Source organism: Limnobaculum zhutongyuii (assembly GCF_004295645.1).
In the GTDB taxonomy this organism is placed as follows: domain Bacteria; phylum Pseudomonadota; class Gammaproteobacteria; order Enterobacterales; family Enterobacteriaceae; genus Limnobaculum; species Limnobaculum zhutongyuii.
Genome location: NZ_CP034752.1, coordinates 4,185,300 through 4,205,078, shown reverse-complemented (window position 1 = coordinate 4,205,078; position 19,779 = coordinate 4,185,300). Strand labels below are relative to the sequence as shown.

The window sequence follows — 19,779 nt, the reverse complement described above, 5'->3', positions numbered from 1 at the left end:
CACGACATTGTGGATACGTTCTTTTATCGATGGATAAGAGAAAATAAGGGAAAGGAGATTTCTGGAATATGCATACCTGGCAGGTTGGCTTAGATATTCAGGAAGATAGCTTCTGTGCGCTGGCGGTACAGCGCAGGCGATATGGTTGGCAACTGCGTCACTGGCACTATCAGTCGGTTTCATCTTCGTGCATTGGCGATAAAACGGCGATGTTATCACCAGAAATCATGGCGGCTTTGAGTGAATGGCGGCGTAATTTACCAAGGCGTGTTTCTTTACGAATTGCACTACCGGCCGACGTTATTTTACAGCAATCAATAAAATTACCTGAACCGTCTTTATCCTTACAGGAACAGTCATGGTTAGTAGAGGCATCAATGAGTAAGTTGTTTCCATTGGCTGCACGTGAATTGGCTGTGGATTATCGCCTCATCTCTTCAGTGAATTCTGAACGGTCAGACAGTGGGGAAATCGTAGTAAGTGCAACCCGGCGGTTGGTTATTGAATATTGGAAAACCGAGCTGGCCCGAGCCGATATTTTCCCTGATATTATCGATACCACACCTTGCGTATTGCGCTATATGGCGTTGTCTGGCGGTGTGCCACCTGACTCGCTGTTGGTTCATCAGCTGTATGAAAAGTACCTGTTGGTTTCACCGCTTAATCGTCCTTTTTATTATCAGGTTATTTCTGATAACGCGATGACAGTTTTAGAACGCATCGAGTATGCCCGACAGACTTATCAACAAATCAGTGGTTATACCGTTAATCAGGTTAATTATAGCGGTTTGCCGACATTAGAAGATTTTCCCTCTTACATTCAATGCTGGTCACCACTGGTGGCTCTTCAACAAATGCAACCGCCACTACCAGAGGCTCCTCAACAGTTTGTTTTGGCTTGTGGTCTGGCTCTGCGTTCAGAGGATTGTTGATGCTTCAGGTAAATTTTTTACCCTGGCGTGCCCAGCGGCAACAGAAGGCAATTCGGTCTTTTGTGGTAATGGTTTTTGGCTATGTGATGGCCACATTATTTTGTCTGAGTACACATTATTTTGCCGCAATCAATCAACAACAAAAACTCACTAAACGGCTGGCAGAGATGACGGCATCTAACGCCAGCAGGCTGAATGAAATTAAACAAGTTAAGGATATTCAACAGACTGCCTTAGTCTTAGCTCAGTTGCAGAATCAGACTCAGCAAATCAGGCAGCACATTCTCTTATTACAGACATTATTTACCGATATTACATCTGCTTTGCCTGAGACGCTTTGGTTGAAAAAAATAGCGTTTCAGGAAGAGAAACTGCTGATTGAAGGCTTGGGGAATGGCTACCTGAGCGTTATGGATTTCCAGCAAAAGTTAAGCCATTCATCGTTAATCACAGGACTTCAACTGGGAAAAATGATAGCCGTGGAAGCTGAATTATCTTTGTTCACTTTTACTTTTACAGCCAACAGGACGGGAGCGACGCTGTGACGGGAGGAGCTCAAATTGACTGGCGGGATGTGGTTTTTGCTCCGTTATGGATGCGTCATATCATTATGATTTCTGTTTGTATGTTGGTGGGAGGATTGGGTTGGTATTTACTGATGATTCCGTTAACTGAGGTTAATCAGCAGTTTCAAATGCAGTTAGAAAAAGCAGAACAACAGGGAATGCTTTATCAACAGCAATTGCTCTCTCTGCCGGATAAAGAGCAGCTAAAGACGCAAATTGAGCAGGTTAAGGGGAAACTTCAACCATATCAGTATCAATCTGATAATGGTGCTGGTTTTATTCGAACCATCGCTGAATACCTTTCAACATCAGGTTGTCAGTTAATCGATATTGGATCACCCCTGGTTTCGCAACAGGGTGTTCTGACCCTATACGACTGGCAACTAAAAGTGAGCGCCGACTATTTTCAATTTATTGAGTTAATTCAATTGCTCAATAGTGGAACGGGTTTAACAACCATTAGTCGTCTGACACTGGACGGCGGTCCGCGCTTAACCATCAATATGACCGTTCGTTTATATCGGCTAAATCAAGGCACATTATGAAGCTGCTTTTTGGGGTCTTATTGCTGCTTTTTTCTGCTGACGTTTTAACGCAGGAAACTTTGCACCGTAATCCCTTTATGCCCGTTCAAGCCGCTCAGTGCCCGACTGCTGCAATTGAAGAAGAACAGCAGGTATTGAGCTGGGCGCTGCGAGGTGTAATTGGGCGTGATGATAATTGGTATGGATGGATACAAACTCAGACCGGCGGCTGGATACGAATTGCCAGGCAGAAGCCATTACCTTTGTTTTACTGGCAATTGGATCGTTTGTTGTATGGCAGTGCTCAATTCTCCGATAAGTCAGCGAGCCGTGGTACCTGCCGCAGTCGGAGCATCATTGAGCTTAAATTAAGGAAGTAAGTAATGGATTATTTTATGCATATTCGCATCATCTGTTTATGTGGAGCACTATGTCTGTCATTGCCAGTATACCCAACTGATATTGAAAAGAATCTTATAGGCCAGGTTGCGGAAACGCCAGTTTCGCTGGATTTTCAGGATGCGCCAGTTAGTGTGATCTTACAGGCGCTGGCGGACTATCAACAGTTGAATCTGGTAGTGATGGATAGCGTAAAAGGCAAGTTGAGTATTCGCCTTAATCAGGTTTCCTGGCAGCAGGCACTGTCCGCCATTTTAAAGGCAGGTCAGTTGGATGCAGAACTGGACGGTAATGTGATGGTGGTTATTCCTCGTCAGGAGAAAGAGGCTCAAAACCAGCGGGAGAAGCAACTTCAGGAACAGAAGACTGAAGAACAGCCGCTAATGACCTTTAAGTATCGGGTTCGCTATGCGGATGTTAATGAGTTGACCAAATTACTTAATAGTCAAAAAGGGCATTTTCTGTCAGATCGGGGAAGTGTCGTTGCTGATATAAGAACCAATATTGTTATTGTGCGAGATATTGCATCGGCTATACCCTCAGTGGAGTCTTTTTTACAGGAGATAGACAGTCCACAACCGCAGGTATTGCTAACGGCACATATCGTCACCATCAGCCATGAGAATCTGCAGGAGTTAGGTGTCAGATGGGGATGGGGTGGAGAGTCTCTGGCTGAGGGCGCGGGTATTACCAGCCAGTTTAATGTGGCTTTAGCCGCAGGTTCACCCGCCGGACAAATAGGTTTTCAGGTTGCACGTATAGATGGACGTTTGTTGGGATTGGAGCTATCAGCCATGGAGGCTGAAAGCAGTGTGGATATTATTGCCAGTCCGCGGCTTATGACGGTAAATCGACAAACGGCCAGTATCAAGCAAGGAACGGAGATCCCTTATGAAGTCTCAAGTGGTGCCAGTGGCGCAACATCCATTGAATTTAAACAAGCGGTACTTGGACTTGAAGTGACGCCACAAATCTTTCCGGGAGGGCAGTTAGAGTTAGCGCTGCAGATTAGCCAGAATATGCCGGGAAAAGGGCTAAAAAAGGGCGATGGAAGTGAAATTCTAACCATAGATACCCAAGAGATTAAAACTCAGGTTTCTGTGGCCGATGGAGAAACTATCGTGCTGGGCGGTATTTTTCAGCAAAATAAACTTTCGGGAAAGGAGCAAGTTCCTGTATTGGGCGATATACCCGTGTTAGGAGCACTGTTTCAACGTAATTCACATAAACAGAGTAAACGAGAATTGGTGATATTTATTACTCCAACCATCATTACCTCTCCGGCAGTTATATCGACAGGAAAAACATTAAATGGATAGTGTTCGGGAAAATCTGTTTTTCATGATGACGACCAATAAAAATGGCAGAAATTGTCAGAGAGTGATTTATCAAATAGCATCCAAATTTGACGCGTAGGCGGATTTAGCTTACAAGTGTCTATCTGAAACCGGTCTGACATGAGGTTTGAGCCTAAAATTTGATGGAATTATTGTGCTCTGCTACCGAGAAATTGAGGTGTTAAAATTTATTAGGTTGCCAAACCACCTATAGTGTTGAGATAATTTCCAGTCTGATCTCACACATCATGCAAATGAGGTTTCAGGTGAACTCCCGTTTATGTATTTACCTTACGGGGCGGGTTGTCATTAACGAATTATCTTAGTAATACCAATAAAATATGGCAGAGAAACGCAATATCTTTCTGATCGGTCCTATGGGTGCAGGTAAAAGCACGATAGGTCGTCAGTTGGCTCAACAGCTTAATATGGAGTTTGTAGACTCCGATCACGAGATTGAACGCCGTACTGGAGCTGATATAGCCTGGGTATTCGACGTAGAAGGCGAAGAGGGTTTTCGCGATCGTGAAGAAAAAGTTATTAATGAACTGACGGAAAAGCAAGGAATTGTCCTGGCTACTGGCGGCGGTTCTGTAAAATCCAAAGAAACCCGTAATCGTTTATCCGCACGCGGCATTGTGGTGTATTTAGAAACCACAATCGAAAAGCAGCTGGCTCGTACTCAGCGCGATAAAAAACGTCCTCTGTTGCAGGTTGATACCCCACGCGAAGTGTTAGAAGCGCTAGCGTTGGAACGTAATCCTTTATATGAAGAGATTGCTGACGTCACCATTCAGACTGACGATCAAAGCGCTAAAGTTGTTGCAAACCAAATTATTCAGTTAATCGAAAACCGCTGATTTTTAATGTGTTCGTTCTGCATTAAATCTAAGAATAAGATTAAAAAGGCATGCTATGGAGAGGGTAAGTGTTACTTTAGGAGAGCGTAGCTATCCTATTACGATTGAGGCTGGTTTGTTTAGCCACCCGGATTCTTTTCTTCCTCTCCGGTCTGGAGACAAAGCACTAATTGTTACCAATGAGTCTATTGCTCCGCTCTATCTGGAAACAGTAAGAGGGAGTCTGGAAACTTTAGGTGTTATTGTTGATTTCGTGATATTGCCCGACGGTGAAAAATATAAAACGCTGTCAGTAATGGATCAGGTCTTCACCCGTCTGCTGGAAAATAATCATGGTCGTGATACCACACTGATTGCGTTAGGCGGTGGTGTGATTGGTGACCTGACTGGTTTTGCAGCGGCGTGCTATCAACGCGGCGTGCGTTTTATTCAGGTGCCAACCACACTCTTGTCTCAGGTTGATTCATCCGTTGGTGGTAAAACGGCGGTTAATCATCCATTGGGTAAGAATATGATTGGCGCATTTTATCAGCCTGCGTCGGTCGTTATCGATCTTAACTGTCTGAAAACGCTGCCTAAGCGAGAGCTCTCTTCGGGCATGGCTGAAGTGATTAAGTACGGCATTATTCTGGATGCGGACTTGTTCGACTGGCTTGAACAAAACATTGATCGATTGATGGCATTAGATGAGCAAGCAATGGGGTACTGCATTCGCCGTTGTTGTGAAATTAAAGCTCAGGTGGTGGCTGCTGATGAGCGGGAAAATGGCGTCAGAGCACTGCTAAATCTTGGTCATACCTTCGGTCATGCGATTGAAGCTGAAATGGGCTACGGTAACTGGTTGCATGGCGAAGCGGTATCCGCGGGTATGGTAATGGCGGCTGAAACGGCCAAACTGCTGGGGAGTTTTAGCCAGCAGGATATTGACCGTATTAAACGCTTATTACTACGTGCAGATCTGCCAATTTACGGGCCTGAGAGTATGAAACCAGAAGCCTATATTCCTCACATGTTACGCGATAAAAAAACGCTGGCAGGTAAATTACGTTTGGTATTGCCGACGGCCATTGGTCAGTCTGAAGTGAAAAGTGGGGTTGACCATCAAGTTGTGTTGTCTGCAATAGGAAATTGCCTGATATAATTTCAGCGTCTGTGATAGTTATTATTCATAAAAGCGTTGTTGGCGCGGTATATCATTTATCTGAAGAGGTGGGAAAGTGCGAGTAGAAGATCAAGACGACTTTGAATCTGATGAAATGAAACCGGATGTTGACGATCGGGTTGCACGTCGTGAACGTAGCAAACCACAAAAGAGCGCATCGGTATCTCGTCAGCATATTAAGATTGGTATTGGTATTCTGGTACTACTGCTTCTGATTTTTTTGGTGAGTTCTGCTTTAAAAGGGCCAGCACCACAAAATAATGGCCCTCGTGAAGTGAATTTAGGCGCCAATTCAGGTTCGGATACGCCAGCGCAAGTAACGGATACTCCGCCAGCAAATACACAACCACAAGAAATTACTCCACCACCGATTTCAGGTACGCCAACAGAGTCTCAACCTCTGCCTGGTTCGCCAAATCAACAGCGAGTTGAAATCCCTGGGGAGATAACCGATGCTCTGACCGCACAGCAAGAGCAGCTGAACCGTTTGAAAGAGACTGAAATGCCAGGTTCTGGTACTACACCAGCTACGACCTCAGGGCAACAGCCCGCGGGTACTGCACCAGTTAAAGCTCCGGCTCAGAACTCCCAGCCAGCGACAACCTCTCCACGGCCAACAACCCAACCTAAGCCGGTAAGTCAGCCAACGACGACACCAAAAACAACCACACCAAAGGCGAGCGAAACCTCAACTGCACCCGTTGCTAAAGGTTCTACCACGCCAGGCACAGCTTCCGGGCTGTCAGCGATACCGGCGAATCGGGTAACACTGCAAGTTAGCAGTGCTTCTCGTTCTGATACGCTGTTAGCTTTTGCTAAAAAGAACAACATGACGGATTACTGGGTATATTCAACTCGCCGTGATGGTAAGCCGTGGTTTGTTTTAGTCACCGGTAACTATGCTTCAGCCACAGAAGCGCGTTCTGCATTATCAGGCATGTCGAAAGAAGTTCAGGCAAACAAGCCATGGGTAAGATCTATGCAACAAGTGCATCAGGATCTAAAACAAAAATAACCATTAAATGAGCAAATGTGCTGCTTGAAACAGAGTGCAAAACGCCGTTGTGAATTGTATAAGTAGCTGACTCGCAGCATGAAAAAAAATCGTTCTTTTTTAAAATGGGCCGGGGGGAAATATCCCCTGGTCGATGAAATTCGGGAGCATTTGCCCAGCGGGGATCGTTTAATCGAGCCTTTTGTTGGTGCAGGCTCAGTGTTTCTTAATACAGATTATGATGAATATATTCTGGCAGATATAAATAGCGATCTAATTAATCTGTACGAGATTGTTAAAGAGTGTGCAGAGCAAGTAGTAAAAGATTCCAGAGAACTGTTTAATGATGAAAATAATCAGGAAGCGGTTTACTACGCGTTGCGTAAAGAGTTTAACCAAAGTCGCGATCGCTATCGTCGGGCCTTACTGTTTCTCTATTTGAATCGCCATTGTTATAACGGATTATGTCGCTATAACCTGAGCGGCGAATTTAATGTGCCTTTTGGTCGCTATAAGCGCCCTTATTTCCCGGAAGCTGAGATTTATTTTTTTGCTGAAAAGGCGAAAAAAGCCACGTTCTTTTGTGAGAACTATGAGCAGACCATGATGAAGGCTTCATCAGGTGCCGTGGTATATTGTGACCCGCCTTACGCCCCTTTATCTGCTACCGCTAATTTTACCGCCTATCACACCAATAATTTCAACCTTAAAGATCAACAGCATTTAGCCTTGCTGGCTCGGAATGTGGCTGGTAATTTAGGTGTTCCGGTACTGATCTCTAACCATGCAACCGAATTAACCCGTGAATGGTATAAAGAGGCTAAATTGGTGGTGGTCAGAGGGCGAAGAACCATCAGCCGTAACGTGATGGGCAGAACAAAAGTTGATGAACTATTGGCCTTGTATCGCCCGCGCTGATTAAATATTCTGGCGATAAGAATTTAAACGTTCTTAAACCAGAACGCCTGTTTTTAAAAATGTTTTCGATAACCAGTGGATATGTGCATGAATAAATTTCTGATAGCTCCTTCAATTCTTTCTGCTGATTTTGCCCGTTTGGGTGATGATACAGCGAAGGTATTGGCAGCGGGCGCTGATGTAGTGCATTTTGACGTTATGGATAACCACTATGTACCGAATTTAACTATCGGTCCGATGGTCTGTCAGGCACTGCGTGACTATGGTATTACTGCACCTATCGATGTGCATTTAATGGTGAAGCCGGTTGATCGGATTGTGCCTGACTTTGCCAAGGCTGGTGCATCCTATATCTCTTTTCATCCAGAAGCGTCAGAACATGTGGATCGTACGATTCAACTGATTAAAGAACACGGCTGTAAAGCAGGTTTAGTCTTTAATCCTGCCACACCGCTAAGCTATCTTGATTATGTTATGGATAAGCTGGATGTGATTCTGCTGATGTCAGTTAACCCGGGCTTTGGCGGGCAGTCATTTATACCATCCACTTACGATAAGCTGCGTCAGGTTCGTAAAATGATTGATGACAGCGGTTTTGATATTCGTCTGGAAGTCGATGGCGGCGTGAAAGTTGATAACATTGGGCAGATTGCAGCAGCAGGTGCAGATATGTTTGTTGCGGGCTCAGCTATTTTTAATCAGCCTGACTATAAAGCCGTTATTGACCAAATGAGACAGGAACTGACAAAGGCCACTCAATGAGTATGTTTACCGGTATTAAAGGGGTAGGGTTCGATCTCGATGGTACGCTGGTAAATAGTTTACCGGGGCTGACTGCGGCTATTGATGCCACATTGAAATCTTTAGGCCTGCCTGTTGCCGGTGAAGAACGGGTTTCCCACTGGATTGGTAATGGTGCCAATGTGTTGATTATGCGTGCATTGAGCTGGGCTGGTGGTGAATCTTCTAAAGAGTATCAGGATAGCGCCCGTACCCTGTTTGACCGTTACTACAATGAATTTGTTGAACCGGGCACTCAGCTCTATCCTCACGTAGAATCAACCCTGAAAGCGCTGGCCCGTAGTGGCATGAAAATGGCGCTGGTGACCAATAAGCCGACACAATTTGTCCGGCCTTTATTGAGTTCACTGGGTATTTTAGATTATTTTAGCGTGATTATCGGCGGAGATGATGTGATTGAAAAGAAACCTCATCCTGCACCGCTCTATCTGGTTTTAGGCCAATTAGGTCTGAGAGCGGATGAACTGGTTTTTGTCGGTGATTCCCGCAACGATATTCAGGCCGGCCAGGCAGCTGGTTGCCCAACGATAGGATTTTCCTACGGATATAACTATGGCGAGTCTATAGCACTGAGTCATCCTGACCGTGTATTAGCTTCATTCGCCGACCTCCTGCCCACTATCGGGCAGCTTACATCAAAGATGAATTAGGACGAAATCATGAGTAAACCCATTGTATTTAGTGGCGCACAGCCATCAGGTGAATTGACCATTGGTAACTATATGGGAGCGCTGCGTCAATGGGTTCAGATGCAGGATGAGTATGACTGCGTATACTGCATCGTTGACCTGCATGCGATTACCGTTCGTCAGGATCCGGAAAAACTGCGTAAAGCAACGCTGGATACGCTGGCGCTGTATCTGGCCTGTGGTATTGATCCAAAGAAGAGCACTATCTTTATTCAGTCTCATGTTCCTGAACATGTTCAACTGAGCTGGGTTCTGAACTGTTATACCTATTTTGGCGAGTTGAGTCGCATGACTCAATTTAAAGATAAATCCAGCCGCTATGCAGAGAATATTAACGCGGGTCTGTTTGACTATCCGGTGTTGATGGCGGCGGATATCTTACTGTATCAGACCAATCAGGTTCCGGTCGGTGAAGACCAGAAACAGCATCTGGAATTGAGTCGTGATGTGGCACAACGTTTTAATGCTCTGTATGGCGATGTGTTTAAAATTCCACAGCCGTTTATTCCTAAGTCTGGTGCCCGAGTGATGTCTCTGCTGGAGCCAACCAAGAAGATGTCTAAGTCTGACGAGAACCGCAACAACGTTATTGGCCTGCTGGAAGATCCAAAGTCAGTGATGAAAAAGCTGAAGCGTGCGGTAACCGACTCCGATGAACCACCTGTGGTTCGTTATGATATTGAGAATAAAGCCGGGGTTTCTAACCTGTTAGATATTTTGTCCGGAGTCACCGGCAAATCTATTGCAACTCTGGAGCAAGAGTTCGAAGGCAAAATGTATGGCCATCTGAAAACTGAAGTAGCTGAAGCAGTAGGCAATATGCTGACTGAACTTCAGGAGCGTTATCACCGTTTCCGTAATGATGAAGCTTTCCTGCAGCAAGTGATGCGTGAAGGGGCAGCTAAAGCCAGCGCTCAGGCTAAAAAGACCATGGAAAAGGTAAATCAGGCCGTTGGATTTGTGGCGATACCGTAATCTTGTATCTCGTTATATCAGCATTCCATTAAAAAGATGGAATGCTGATATATAAGTGTTTTTATTCCTACTGTTCTATTCCTGCTGTTCCGGTTACCTGCTTGCGTATACTCTCTACGTCCACGTTTTCCAGATACTGAATAATGTTGTAGTAGGCCCATTTGTGGTAGCCAAACTCGGGTTTTTTTAGCTCTTCAATCGCATCCTGCTTTGACCAGCCAAGAAAGACCATACGGTACATGGCGACCATCAGTCCGGTACGATCGCTACCGTGCCAACAGTGAATCAGCGCCGGTTTCGGTGCATGATAGAGCTGTTTCAGCGCCAGAATCACCTGCTCTTCGGTGAAACGACCGGCTTCCATAGGGATATGATAAAGCTTCAGCGATGTGCCTTTTGCTTCGCTGTTATCGGTGTGGAAGTTACGCAGGTTAAAAATAGATTTAACCCCCCGACGTTCCAGCTCCTGCATCTGTTCTACCCCTGGCTGACCCGAACGGTAGAGGTCTTTATCCACCTGATAGAAATTCTCCAGTGTCGTATCGCTCACTTTCGTTGCTGGTGTATGCATGTCGGTTTCAACCGGCATAGTGGCGATGGCAGAAGCGGAAGATAAAACCAGCAGGGCTGAACCAATAACTCCGATCTTGCTGAAAATATTCATGAATAATCCATTTAATGGTAAATATGACATAGCACTTTCAAACTCAATCATTCCAGAGTTGCATGATTGCGTTGCTGTATTTTTCAAATCGTTTTAGTACCGCATCAACTTTTTGTATCCGTTCATCCAGCGATCCCCGCAGTGAAATATAAGGGGTTTTTCTTACTTTCTAACTTGAATATTCTAATCACGTTATCTTCACATCATAACTATTTTTCCGACACTTTTCTTAATCTATTACCTGATGACTTAAATTATTTGGTCAACGAAAGCGCCTGTTGTAAGTAGCATTTTTCTGTGATTTTTTGATAAAAAATCACTTTATAAATCATTTGCATGCAATGAATTTGGAAAAAAACCTAAACGAAACCGATTGCTTTATCGTGAGATGCGTATATTATACCGCGAATTTTTTGGCCCGGATTTAAGGAGATATTGTGTCGCAAGATAACAATTATAGTCAGGGGCCTGTCCCCCTGGCTGCGCGGAAAGGCGTGATTTCATTGACATTTGTCATGTTGGGATTAACGTTTTTTTCAGCCAGTATGTGGACCGGAGGCACTCTCGGTACCGGTCTTTCCTATAATGATTTCTTTTTAGCAGTTCTCTTCGGTAATCTCCTCCTCGGTATCTATACAGCATTTCTTGGTTATATCGGTTCTAAAACCGGACTCTCTACCCACCTCCTGGCTCGTTACTCATTTGGTATTAAAGGCTCATGGCACCCTTCATTCCTGCTAGGCGGCACTCAGGTCGGCTGGTTTGGCGTGGGTGTAGCGATGTTTGCCATCCCCGTGAGTAAAGCCACAGGGTTGGATACCAATATGCTGATAATGGTTTCTGGTCTGCTGATGACAGTCACTATCTTCTTCGGTATTTCGGCATTAACCATTCTGTCAGCCATTGCGGTACCGGCGATTGCTATCCTTGGTAGCTACTCGGTCTGGCTGGCGGTAAATGATGTTGGTGGATTAGATCACTTGCGCGCTATCGTGCCGGAAACACCACTTAATTTTTCTACCGCGCTGGCGTTGGTGGTTGGTTCGTTTATTAGTGCAGGTACGTTAACCGCGGATTTCGTGCGTTTTGGCCGCAGTGCTAAAGGAGCAGTGCTGGTAGCATTGATTGCCTTCTTCCTCGGTAACTCCTTGATGTTTATCTTTGGGGCTGCGGGTGCCGCTGCGGTAGGTCAGGCAGATATCTCCGACGTGATGATTGCTCAGGGGCTGCTGATTCCGGCGATTGTGGTACTGGGTTTGAATATCTGGACTACCAACGATAATGCGCTGTACGCTTCCGGCCTTGGTTTTGCCAATATTACCGGCCTTTCCAGCCGTACTCTGTCAGTGGTTAACGGTATTATCGGTACACTAACCGCGCTGTGGTTGTATAATAACTTTGTTGGCTGGTTAACCTTCCTGTCCGCGGCAATCCCGCCAATTGGTGGTGTGATTATTGCCGACTACCTGATGAACCATCGCCGCTACGCTGCAGATTTCAGTAAGGTACATTTCCTGACGGTAAACTGGGTAGCTATTCTGGCAGTTGCCATCGGTATCGCCGCAGGTAACTACTTACCGGGTATCGTACCGGTGAATGCTGTGTTGGGTGGTGTTGTCAGCTATATGCTGTTTAATCCACTCGTTAATCGTAAATTTGTAAAACTGCCAGAGGTTGGTCATGCAGAATAATTCCGTTGTTATTACCAATGCCCGCCTACAAGGGCGTGATGGTCTTTGGCAACTCTCTATAGAAAATGGTGTTTTTAGCCGCATTGAGCCGCAGGGTTCTGCATCACCGGCCAGCGGACAGACGATTGACGCTGAAGGTGGTTTAGTCATTCCTCCGTTTGTTGAACCGCATATCCACCTGGATACGACTCAAACCGCCGGTGAGCCGAACTGGAACCAGTCCGGTACTCTGTTTGAAGGTATTGAACGCTGGGCAGAACGTAAAGCGATGCTGACTCACGACGATGTGAAGCAGCGGGCCATGCAAACCCTGAAATGGCAAATGGCTAATGGTATCCAACATGTTCGTACCCATGTGGATGTGTCTGACCCAACCCTGACTGCGCTGAAAGCTATGCTGGAAGTGAAACAGGAAGTGGCTCCGTGGGTGGATTTGCAGATTGTTGCTTTCCCACAGGAAGGAATTCTTTCCTATCCAAACGGTGAAGCGCTGATGGAAGAGGCAGTACGCCTTGGTGCAGATGTTATCGGTGCTATTCCTCATTTTGAGTTCACCCGCGAATACGGCGTCGAATCTCTGCATAAAACCTTCGCACTGGCGCAGAAGTACGATCGTTTAATTGACGTGCACTGTGATGAAATTGACGATGAACAATCACGTTTTGTAGAGACGGTTGCCGCTCTGGCCCATCGTGATGGTACTGGTGCGCGCGTTACTGCCAGCCACACTACCGCGATGCACTCTTATAATGGGGCTTATACTTCTCGTCTGTTCCGTTTGTTGAAAATGTCTGGTATCAACTTTGTTGCTAATCCACTGGTGAATATCCACTTACAGGGCCGTTTTGATACTTACCCTAAACGCCGTGGTATCACACGGGTGAAAGAGATGTTGGAAGCGGGTATCAACGTCTGCTTTGGCCATGATGACGTTTATGACCCTTGGTATCCTCTGGGAACAGCAAATATGCTACAGGTATTGCATATGGGACTGCACGTTTGCCAACTGATGGGTTACGGTCAGATTAATGATGGTCTGAATCTGATTACTACTCACAGTGCTAAGACGTTGAACCTGCAGGATTACGGTATTGAAATCGGGCGTTCAGGTAATTTGGTTATTTTACCGGCGGAGAATGGTTTTGATGCGGTGCGCCGCCAGACGCCGGTGCGTTATTCCGTACGTCGGGGTAAGGTGATTGCCGAAACTGTTCCAAGCCAAACAACGTTATATTTGAATCAGCCAGAGAATGTGAGCTTTAAGCGTTAATTCACGTTTGCTGAAAATATACAGGGCCGGATAGATTATCCGGCCTTTTTTTGTCCGCTAAATCAGTAGCCGCTGAGGGGGAAAATCACTAGAATCGGGAAGGTTTGAATTTATTGCTACCTAACAAGAAGGTATTTTCTTATGTTGAAGCGTATTTGTATCACCTTAACGGCGCTGTTCTCACTGGTATTACTGGCACCGGCTGCATTGGCGGCTAATCCTCATGTTGTACTGACCACCTCGTTGGGTAATATTGAAATCGAGTTGGATCAGGACAAAGCCCCAATCTCTACCAAAAACTTTGTGACTTACGTTAAAGATGGTTTTTATGACGGCACGATTTTTCACCGTGTAATTCCTGGTTTTATGGCTCAGGGCGGTGGCTTCACTGCTGAGATGAATCAGAAGAAACCTAATGCTCCGATTAAAAACGAAGCGGCGAACGGTTTGAAAAACGTGCGAGGAACTATTGCGATGGCGCGTACCAATGCGGTTGACAGCGCTACCAGCCAGTTCTTTATTAACGTCGTGGATAACGATTTCCTTGACCAGTCTGCAGGTAATTTTGGTTATGCGGTATTTGGTAAAGTGGTGAAAGGAATGGACGTTGTAGACCAAATGATGAAAGAGAAAACTCAGTTCTCTGGTCAACATCAGGATGTTCCGGTTACGCCGATTGTGATTAAGTCTGCGAAGGTAATGCCGTAATATCGCCTTTGGCGGTTGAAGGATTTATCCGTTTTGTCAGTAGTCTGAAAGGCGCATATGGCGCCTTTCTTAATTTTTATCAGCAGGCTTTGCCAAATAACTACAGGCTGGATCGGCCCGAAATGGAGTTTGGTGTTGGGCATAGGCCAGGCAGCGGAGGCCGCCCTGGCATGTAGTGCGGTACAGACAGGTGGAGCACTCTTCGGGGGAGGAAAAATCTCGTAGCTGCTGTAAGAGTGGGGATTGATAGTAGACTTCGACGAGTGATTGTTGTTGTAGATTGCCAACATTCACTGGCATGCGTCGACATGGCAGGACACTGCCGTCGGGCATCAATGTAATCAGCTCCTTTCCTGCGTTACAGTAATAGGGCGTGTTTCCACTGGCCTGAAACTGTAGTGCGCGGAACATGGCTATTTCCGTTTTGTTATTCGCTTTAGATTCCACCTTGCACTTAACCTGATACATCTGCTGAAAATAATCTACGCTTTGTCGGGTATCCAGGGGCTGTGGCGCACCTCGGTGGCAGGAAGGTAGCATTCGGTCTGACCATATTCGATCGACCTGATGAATATGGGCCAATTCGGCAACCTGGTTGAATTCCTGATAATTCTTATTGTGAGCCGTGAATGACCATAATACCCGAATACCCGCCTGTTTCAGGCAGTGGGTCGCAGCTAATACCTGTTGAAAATGACCGCGACCTCGGATGGCGTCATGGGTTGATTCATTACCTTCAACGCTAAGTTGTACAAATTTAACGGGTAGTCGGGCAAAAAGAGCCGCCCATTCTGCATCAATCAATGAACCGTTGCTTAGAATTGCCAGCGAAGGGCGGGATGGATGAGCGGCCAGATATTCCAGCAGGGCAGCAAAGTCCGGGTGTACACAGGGTTCTCCACCGGTCAGGTTAATCTGCAACGGCGTATTGATATCGGTTCGGGCAATTTGATGAAGTCTGAACACCTGCTGAGCAATCTGTTTTAGCATGGCTAAATCAGGGCCTTTATCGCGATAACTCTCCTGATAGCAGTGGCTACAGCGGAGGTTACAGCGATCGGTAATATGCCACTGTATGGTTAAACGCTGTAGCTTAGGGACGACATCAGTAACCATAGTTTATGCTCTTAATCACCACCGCCACATCCACCGCATCCCGAACATCCGCTGGAACTGCCTGAATCTGAAGACGAACTGCTGTCGCTATCGGCACCACCAGAGGAGGAGTTTCCACCAGCGGCTCCTCTGCCCGATGCGCCTGACGGCGGAAGTACGGCAAAGTTGAGCAGATAAGCATGTTGACCAAAACTGCACTCAGAATAGATGAAGTTACTGGTTGATAGCGCGACGACAGCCATGGCGATATCCAGTTTTTTCAGCGACTTTTTATCCCTTGGCAGGCTGGCGTTGAGTCGCTCAAGAAATATTTTGCCTTTATTGGTCAGATGAACCCTGTCAGCCCGGTGGCGTAGAAAAATCCGGTAATGAATCCAGCCGAAAAATAGCATCATCAGACTAAGAAAAATAACGTTATGGTAGCCATTTCCCCAGGCAACAATTAACTTATAAGCCCCCATTCCTGTCAGCAAAATAAACCCAATCCACGCAACCATAGCGGACAAGCTTTCGCTGGTAGCTGAATAAACCAAACCCTCCTTTTGCGCTTTGGCTCGAAAGTTTCGGCCGGTAGGAGCCAGAGCATTGAACGCCCATTCTTTGCTCTGTTCGTGCTGTTGCTCAAAACAGGAAAAAACCAAAGTCTCTAACCGATTGAGCTCTTGCATCTTTGACTGAATTGACTCTGGATTGGTTACAGGACGAAGCATATAGGTTGTAGATTTACTGCCAGGAACCAGTAATCCGGAGTAAGACAGGCGCATCATTGCCAGCTGTAATACCTTCTCCCGACCGCTTTGCAACCAGGCAAGAAAGTAAGGGTCGATATGGGAGGGCAACAGGCCAGGCTTATTATCAGAACGGGAAGTGTCAGGGTAACAGCGCAGACTTATCATCCCTGTCGCAATCATGATGGCGATACAGTAAATCAGATAAAACAGCAGAAACCAGGGACCATACATGTCCACTATCGGGTTACTCATGACTGTCCATGTCATAACGCTAAACTCCGCGACTAAATGAGAATTGAGTGATAGTTGCTATTGTATACGGATAAATGCGTGTGTCACCGATTGACTAAAGAAGATTGCGCCGGGATTTCTCTATTCAACCATATTGATTGGTGAAAGGAGCCCGGCGCATAGGATAAGGCGATATATTCTATGTAAGCACTGACTAACTTAACGGCTTAGTGACTCTATCCACCACATACAAAATAGAACGATAAGGCACACCAGAGTGTTCCGTTAAGCCTATCTCACAGGTTCGGCTATTGGATACCCCTTCGACACAGTTAGCCGGTACTTGCTGGCTTAACAGACGCAATGCGCTGGCGTTCAGTTCCGGATTTTTTATTCCTTTATCTCCGGCAAAGCCGCAGCAGTGGATACCATCGGGAATAATCACCTGATTACAACAGCGATCCAGCAGGTTTTTCATCGGTGCTGACAGACCCATTTTCACGCTGGAGCAGGTGACATGCAGCATGATTGGATTGTCTTCCGGAGTGAACGCTAACTTATCCAGCAGATAATGATTCACAAAACCAACCGGTTCAAACAGCGCCATTGGTTTGGTGAAACCTTCCACCGCGCGCAGGGCACAAGGGCTGGTATCGATCAGTACCGGATATTTTCCCTGTTCGCTGGCTTCCCAGAGGGCTTGCTCCATATCCGCCAGTCTCTCTGAGGCAACAGAGGTAATGCCTTTACTGTTATAAGGCATTCCGCAGCACAGGCTATCCAGTTTTTGTGGGTAAATCACCGAGAAGCCCGCTTTGTTTAACAGACTTTCCACGATGTCCGTCAAAGGACGCTGGTCCGGGTCATTGGCGGATGCTCCCATGGTGCGCGATGCGCAGCTGGGTAAATAGACCACTTTCAAATCGCCAGCCACTAATTTTGGCGCTTTTGGGGAAGTGGCTCCCCGCGGGAAAGATGGGGTTAACAGCGGAATATATCCGGCGCTGGCAGTGTGCAAGGCTTTGGTGATTTTGCCAAAACGCGGTTGACCAATAACTTTACCGGTAGCGGCTACGCTATTTAATGCCAGACGGGCGCCACCGGTAATGGTGGTGAAGTGATCTGCGGTCCAGCGGGCGATACGCTCATAGCGCATATTACGCTGGGTACGAATATCCCGAATCAGTTCACCGGTGTTAATTCCTACCGGACAGCGACGGGCACACAGACCGGTAGCAGCACAGGTAACATCACCCAGATAAAGGAAGTCTTTTTCCAGTTTTTTCAGCCGTTTATTATCATCACCGCTACGACGCAGGCGGTTAATTTCACGCCACATAACGATGCGTTGACGCGGTGTGAAAGAGAGGCTGGTGGAAGGGCAAACCGGTTCACAGAATCCACATTCAATACAGCTATCTACGCGTTTATCGGCGGCAGGTAGTAACTTTAAGTTTTGCAGATGGGCCTGATGGTCGCGGTTAAGCAAAACCCCAGGGCTTAACAGATGATTTGGGTCGAGCAGATTTTTCAGCTGCCACATTAGCTCATAGGCTTCACTTCCCCACTCCAGCTCAACAAAAGAGGCCATATTACGACCGGTACCATGTTCTGCTTTGAGTGAACCTTTATATTCAACCGCAACTAAGTGGGCAATATCTTCCATAAAGAGCTGATAGCGGGAAACTTCAGCCGGGGAGTCGAAAGATTGCTGGAAGACAAAGTGCATATTGCCATCCAGAGCATGTCCATAAATAACCGCGTTATAGTCATGTTTAATAAACAGCTTACGCAGGTCACGTACACCGGCAGCCAGTTGCTCAATAGGAAAAGCCACATCTTCAATAATGACCGTTGAGCCTACAGGACGAACGGCACCAATCGCCGGGAAAATGCCTTTACGAATTGCCCACAGCCGACCAAATTCTTCAGGTTTATCGGTGAAGGGAACCTGCTGCTCCAGCGTGAAGCTGGCGATAGATGACATAATTTGTGCCATCTTGTCCTTTAGCGTATCAGCATCGGCTGCGCGAACTTCAACTAACAGCGCAGTGGCATCCTCACTGAGATCAGGCATAAAGTCAGGCAGGCCCTCTTCATTCTCTACTGATGCCAACGCGCCGCGGTCCATCAGTTCTACCGCAGAAACAGGCTGTTGTTTAAGAATACGGGTTGCCTCACAAGCGGCTTCAATATCACCAAATACAAACAGGGCGGAGGCTTTAAATGGATGTTCTTCCACCGTACGGTAGGTAATTTCAGCAATAAATCCTAATGTCCCTTCTGAACCAATCATCAGGTGAGTCAGGATGTCCAGCGGATGGTCAAAATCAACCAGTGCATTCAGGCTGTATCCGGTGGTATTTTTCAATCGATATTTATGGTGAATCAGCTCCGACAAATGGCTATTGGCTTTAGTTTGCTGAGCAAGTTGCCCTAATTGCGCCAACATTTTTCCGTGGGTTTTATTGAAGGAGGCAACGGATTCGCTGTCAGCGGTATCAATCAGGGTGCCATCCGCCAGAATCAGGCGCATTGCCTGTAACGTTTAGTAAGAGTTTTGCGCCGTACCACAACACATGCCGCTGGCGTTATTGGCTGCAATACCGCCAATTTTACAGGCGTCAATGGAGGCCGGGTCCGGGCCAATTTTGCGGCCAAAAGGTGCCAGATAGCGGTTGGCATCAGCACCAATAACACCCGGTTTCAGGGAAATATAACCCGCATCACCAAAAATCTTATACTGGCGCCAGCTATCGCCCAGAATAATCAGTATTGAGTCGGTAATCGCCTGACCGGACAGGCTGGTGCCGGCCGCCCGGAAGGTCACAGGGAGTTTATGTTTTCTTGCCAGAACCAATGTTTGCTGTACTTCCCGCTCGTTATTAACCCGCACAACAATTTGAGGGATCAGGCGATAACAGCTGGCATCAGTACCATAAGCCATGGTTCTTGATGGATCGGTATAGATGAATTCTTTAGAGATAACACGACAAAGCTCACGATAAAAAGGTTGGTACGACACTTTCATTTATACTTCCTTTATTTTACTTTTTGCGCAGTATATGCGTTTCTTTGTCGTTGATTATAATAGTAAAACCATGAAATTATTGTGATCGCACTCTATCTTTAATCGCTATTGAATCGATTCATATTACAAATGTGCTTTCATCGTGTTGTCCGGTGAGAAAAATCCTCAATATTTTTTAGC

At 46.3% G+C, this 19,779-nt stretch carries 20 protein-coding genes; 15 read left to right on the top strand and 5 right to left on the bottom strand.

Annotation, left to right across the window (positions count from 1 at the left end; genetic code table 11):
- The first annotated feature begins 68 nt into the window (after nt 1-68).
- The 12 genes from pilM (at nt 69) to trpS (ending at nt 10,157) form a co-directional block, all read left to right on the top strand.
- A complete protein-coding gene (pilM, locus tag EKN56_RS18830) occupies nt 69-932 on the top strand; it encodes a pilus assembly protein PilM (protein ID WP_130593190.1) in 864 nt (287 codons plus the stop codon).
- Nucleotides 932-1,477 (top strand): PilN domain-containing protein, encoded by a 546-nt coding sequence (locus EKN56_RS18825; RefSeq protein ID WP_168189686.1) that lies wholly within the window; start codon nt 932-934, stop codon nt 1,475-1,477. The genes pilM and EKN56_RS18825 overlap by 1 nt, the downstream gene beginning before the upstream one ends.
- A complete protein-coding gene (locus EKN56_RS18820) occupies nt 1,474-2,043 on the top strand; it encodes a hypothetical protein (protein ID WP_130593188.1) in 570 nt (189 codons plus the stop codon). Before EKN56_RS18825 ends, EKN56_RS18820 begins: the two co-directional genes overlap by 4 nt.
- The gene (locus EKN56_RS18815; RefSeq protein WP_130593187.1) at nt 2,040-2,402 is read left to right on the top strand and encodes a hypothetical protein; all 363 of its coding nucleotides are present in this window, start codon (nt 2,040-2,042) and stop codon (nt 2,400-2,402) included. The genes EKN56_RS18820 and EKN56_RS18815 overlap by 4 nt, the downstream gene beginning before the upstream one ends.
- 3 nt (nt 2,403-2,405) lie before the next feature.
- A complete protein-coding gene (hofQ, locus tag EKN56_RS18810) occupies nt 2,406-3,740 on the top strand; it encodes a DNA uptake porin HofQ (RefSeq protein ID WP_246019885.1) in 1,335 nt (444 codons plus the stop codon).
- Between the two features lie 359 nt (nt 3,741-4,099).
- The gene (gene aroK, locus EKN56_RS18805) at nt 4,100-4,618 is read left to right on the top strand and encodes a shikimate kinase AroK (protein WP_108900624.1); all 519 of its coding nucleotides are present in this window, start codon (nt 4,100-4,102) and stop codon (nt 4,616-4,618) included.
- Nucleotides 4,619-4,673: 55 nt separating this feature from the next.
- Nucleotides 4,674-5,759, top strand: coding sequence for a 3-dehydroquinate synthase (gene aroB / locus EKN56_RS18800; protein ID WP_130593186.1), 1,086 nt, complete (start codon nt 4,674-4,676; stop codon nt 5,757-5,759).
- Nucleotides 5,760-5,835: 76 nt separating this feature from the next.
- A complete protein-coding gene (locus EKN56_RS18795) occupies nt 5,836-6,795 on the top strand; it encodes an SPOR domain-containing protein (protein WP_130593185.1) in 960 nt (319 codons plus the stop codon).
- A gap of 78 nt (nt 6,796-6,873) precedes the next feature.
- Nucleotides 6,874-7,692 (top strand): adenine-specific DNA-methyltransferase, encoded by an 819-nt coding sequence (gene dam, locus EKN56_RS18790; RefSeq protein ID WP_130593184.1) that lies wholly within the window; start codon nt 6,874-6,876, stop codon nt 7,690-7,692.
- 87 nt (nt 7,693-7,779) lie between these two features.
- The gene (rpe, locus tag EKN56_RS18785) at nt 7,780-8,454 is read left to right on the top strand and encodes a ribulose-phosphate 3-epimerase (RefSeq protein ID WP_130593183.1); all 675 of its coding nucleotides are present in this window, start codon (nt 7,780-7,782) and stop codon (nt 8,452-8,454) included.
- Nucleotides 8,451-9,143, top strand: a complete 693-nt coding sequence (locus EKN56_RS18780) for a phosphoglycolate phosphatase (protein WP_130593182.1) — start codon at nt 8,451-8,453, stop codon at nt 9,141-9,143. Before rpe ends, EKN56_RS18780 begins: the two co-directional genes overlap by 4 nt.
- Before the next feature lie 9 nt (nt 9,144-9,152).
- Nucleotides 9,153-10,157 (top strand): tryptophan--tRNA ligase, encoded by a 1,005-nt coding sequence (gene trpS / locus EKN56_RS18775; protein WP_130593181.1) that lies wholly within the window; start codon nt 9,153-9,155, stop codon nt 10,155-10,157.
- 67 nt (nt 10,158-10,224) lie between these two features.
- Here the strand turns inward: trpS and EKN56_RS18770 are convergent, their stop codons facing one another.
- Nucleotides 10,225-10,821: a dual specificity protein phosphatase family protein gene (locus tag EKN56_RS18770; protein ID WP_168189685.1), complete on the bottom strand. Its 597-nt coding sequence runs from the start codon at nt 10,819-10,821 to the stop codon at nt 10,225-10,227.
- Between the two features lie 437 nt (nt 10,822-11,258).
- On the opposite strand from EKN56_RS18770, the gene codB reads away from it, so the two are divergent.
- The 3 genes from codB (at nt 11,259) to EKN56_RS18755 (ending at nt 14,490) form a co-directional block, all read left to right on the top strand.
- Entirely contained in the window at nt 11,259-12,512 is a 1,254-nt protein-coding gene (gene codB / locus EKN56_RS18765; RefSeq protein ID WP_130593179.1) for a cytosine permease, read from the top strand.
- Nucleotides 12,502-13,782 (top strand): cytosine/isoguanine deaminase, encoded by a 1,281-nt coding sequence (codA, locus tag EKN56_RS18760; RefSeq protein ID WP_130593178.1) that lies wholly within the window; start codon nt 12,502-12,504, stop codon nt 13,780-13,782. Before codB ends, codA begins: the two co-directional genes overlap by 11 nt.
- A gap of 141 nt (nt 13,783-13,923) precedes the next feature.
- Entirely contained in the window at nt 13,924-14,490 is a 567-nt protein-coding gene (locus tag EKN56_RS18755; protein WP_130593177.1) for a peptidylprolyl isomerase, read from the top strand.
- A 69-nt stretch (nt 14,491-14,559) separates the two neighbouring features.
- Here the strand turns inward: EKN56_RS18755 and EKN56_RS18750 are convergent, their stop codons facing one another.
- From EKN56_RS18750 to EKN56_RS21040, 4 genes are all read right to left on the bottom strand, one after another.
- The gene (locus EKN56_RS18750) at nt 14,560-15,606 is read right to left on the bottom strand and encodes a radical SAM/SPASM domain-containing protein (RefSeq protein WP_130593176.1); all 1,047 of its coding nucleotides are present in this window, start codon (nt 15,604-15,606) and stop codon (nt 14,560-14,562) included.
- A gap of 11 nt (nt 15,607-15,617) precedes the next feature.
- Nucleotides 15,618-16,604 (bottom strand): TIGR04222 domain-containing membrane protein, encoded by a 987-nt coding sequence (locus EKN56_RS18745; RefSeq protein ID WP_130593175.1) that lies wholly within the window; start codon nt 16,602-16,604, stop codon nt 15,618-15,620.
- A 178-nt stretch (nt 16,605-16,782) separates the two neighbouring features.
- The gene (locus tag EKN56_RS18740; protein ID WP_210405314.1) at nt 16,783-19,104 is read right to left on the bottom strand and encodes an FAD-binding and (Fe-S)-binding domain-containing protein; all 2,322 of its coding nucleotides are present in this window, start codon (nt 19,102-19,104) and stop codon (nt 16,783-16,785) included.
- 12 nt (nt 19,105-19,116) lie between these two features.
- On the bottom strand, nt 19,117-19,599 hold the full coding sequence (locus tag EKN56_RS21040) for an FAD-binding oxidoreductase (RefSeq protein WP_210405313.1): 483 nt from the start codon (nt 19,597-19,599) through the stop codon (nt 19,117-19,119).
- Nucleotides 19,600-19,779: the final 180 nt, after the last annotated feature.